This is a genomic window from Gilliamella sp. Fer4-1 (assembly GCF_001690515.1).
Taxonomy (GTDB): Bacteria; Pseudomonadota; Gammaproteobacteria; order Enterobacterales; family Orbaceae; genus Gilliamella; species Gilliamella apicola_C.
Map to the genome: position 1 here is coordinate 1 of NZ_LZGZ01000305.1, position 2589 is coordinate 2589.

Genomic DNA, 2589 nt, shown 5'->3' on the forward strand with positions numbered 1-2589 from the left:
AGATAGAGATTTATAAAATGGGGAGATTCAACAATAACATATTGTTGAATCTTTTTTTACTTAGTGTTCAATAATACGAGGAAAATCTTCGTTGCTACGTAGCGTCAACACTTCAACACCGTTGTCTGTCACTAAAATGGTATGTTCATATTGCGCAGAAAGACCATGATCTTTCGTTTTGACAGTCCAACCATCTTTCATGGTTCGAGTGCGCCAGTCACCAGTATTTACCATAGGTTCAATCGTAAAGGTCATACCTGGTTTTAAAATGACACCGCCATCATCTGCATCATAATGCAAAACTTGTGGTTCGTCATGATAGACTTCACCAATACCATGGCCACAATATTCACGTACCGATGAGAAACCGAACTTATCTACATACTTTTGTATCGTTTTACCAATTTCTTTTAAACGAATACCTGGTTTTATGATTTTAATTGCTTCGTAGAGACTTTCTTGTGTAACTTGGCATAGCTTTTCACCTGTAATTGTTGGCTTTCCTGCAATATACATTCTAGAGGTATCGCCATGAAAACCATCTTTGATAACAGTCACATCGATATTTAAAATATCACCATCTTTCAGCTTTTTATCAAAACTCGGGATGCCATGGCAAACAACATCATTAATTGAAATACAGCTCGTATGTTGATAACCATGGTAACCAATATTAGCAGGTATGGCTTTTTGTACGTTGATAATATAATCGTAACAAATTTTATCTAATTCACCTGTACTAATGCCTGGTTTTACATAGGCTTCAATCATTTCTAAAACTTCAGCCGCCAGCTTACCAGCTATGCGCATTTTTTCGATTTCTGCGGGGGTTTTTAACTTAATAGACATTAAATTCTTCCTGTAATAGTAATGACAATATCCTATCATACACCGCTATTTCGTCAAATCATACTAGCGGATTAAATGGGTATTTTACTTAATATTTTTGTAAAAAAGTTTCAGGAAGCTATATGTTTTAGTATAAAATAAAAAACAATACTTATTTATTAGAGTGAATTCAATCCATAATAATTCATTATAAAAAAGGTTTTTATATTAATGCAATGTCGTTTTTATCAGCAAAAAAAATGTTTTTCTTGCCAGTGGTTAGACCGCCCATATCACATACAATTAGCCGAAAAACAAAATAAGCTGTTACAACAATTAAATCAGTTTAAACCAACCGACGTCAAAGAGCCATTTGCTAGCCATGAAACCGCTTTTCGTAATAAAGCAAAAATGGCGGTGCTAGGTACTGTTGAAAAACCTATTTTGGGTATACAAACGGAAAATGAGATGGTCGATTTATGTGATTGTCCTCTTTACTCAAATAGTATGCAAAATATTTTAAAACTGGTTCGAACTTTCATCCGTAAACAAGAGCTTGTGCCTTATAACATCAATAAGCGGAAAGGGGAGTTAAAATTTGTTATCATTACCGAAAGTAAAATAGATGATAAAATCTGTTTTATGATCCGATTTATTTTAAAATCGCACAAGTTTGTTGATAGAATAAATAATTCTTTCAAACAATTACAAGAAAAAATTCAAAACTTATTGGTGGTATCAATAAATATACAACCTAATCATGCGGCAATATTAGAAGGCGACGAAGAGTTAGTTTTAACAAAGAGCCCATTCCTACCCATGACCTTAAATGGTGTTCCTCTTTTTATTAAACCTAAAAGCTTTTTTCAAACTAATACTGATGTTGCTAGCAATCTTTATAAAACAGCAAGTGACTGGATTGCAAATTTACCTATCTATTCTATTTGGGATCTGTTTTGTGGCGTAGGTGGTTTTGGATTAAGTTGTGTCAGCCAAGGAATAAAGAAAAATATTCAATTAACAGGGATTGAAATTAGCCCAGATGCAATTGAGTGCGCAACAAAATCTGCTAATAATCTGGGATTTAAACAGTTAATTTTTAAATCGCTTGATGCTACCCAGTATGCTATTGCTGAACAAAAGATTCCTGATTTAGTATTGCTAAATCCGCCAAGGCGGGGAGCTGGCAAAATGCTTTCACAGTATTTAGAACAAATGTCGCCTAATTATATTATGTATTCAAGTTGTAACTTATCTTCACTTGTTGAAGATTTAAAATGGTTAAATAATTATCAAATTACTAAATCGCAATTATTTGATATGTTCCCACATACTGCTCATATGGAAGTTTTAATTTTGTTGAAAAAAAAGAGTGCACATGAAAATAAAAAGCTTTAATTTTTCCATAAGTTCAGCGCTAGAGTTGTTGAATAAATGCTAGGTGTAACTATTGGCATCATCTAAATTTTGGTTTTAAAAAGCATAGCCAACAAGTTTTTTAAATCGCCAGTTTTATGTAGTAAAGCGATAACCTAATCGTAAATTTAAATATAAAACAGCGATAACCCTAGTTCATGAAATTGCCTCTAATTTATTGAACCACCTATGGAGCACTGATTGCTTTAACAAGACGTTGGGGTAGGTGGTATCGTATTTGCACGGCAAATGATTGAGAAGCAAACGAGCAAGTCTATTACTATCAATTAATCATTGTGGAATGATTCAAATCGGATATTTCTTGGTTCATTGCCACATAATACA

At 33.2% G+C, this 2589-nt stretch carries 2 protein-coding genes; one reads left to right on the forward strand and one right to left on the reverse strand.

Annotated elements, in window-relative coordinates; genetic code table 11:
• Positions 1 to 60: 60 nt before the first annotated feature.
• The gene (gene map / locus A9G30_RS10395) at positions 61 to 849 is read right to left on the reverse strand and encodes a type I methionyl aminopeptidase (RefSeq protein ID WP_065566973.1); all 789 of its coding nucleotides are present in this window, start codon (positions 847 to 849) and stop codon (positions 61 to 63) included.
• Positions 850 to 1059: 210 nt separating this feature from the next.
• Between map and rlmC the strand changes: the two genes are divergently transcribed.
• A complete protein-coding gene (rlmC, locus tag A9G30_RS10400; protein ID WP_065580879.1) occupies positions 1060 to 2226 on the forward strand; it encodes a 23S rRNA (uracil(747)-C(5))-methyltransferase RlmC in 1167 nt (388 codons plus the stop codon).
• Positions 2227 to 2589: the final 363 nt, after the last annotated feature.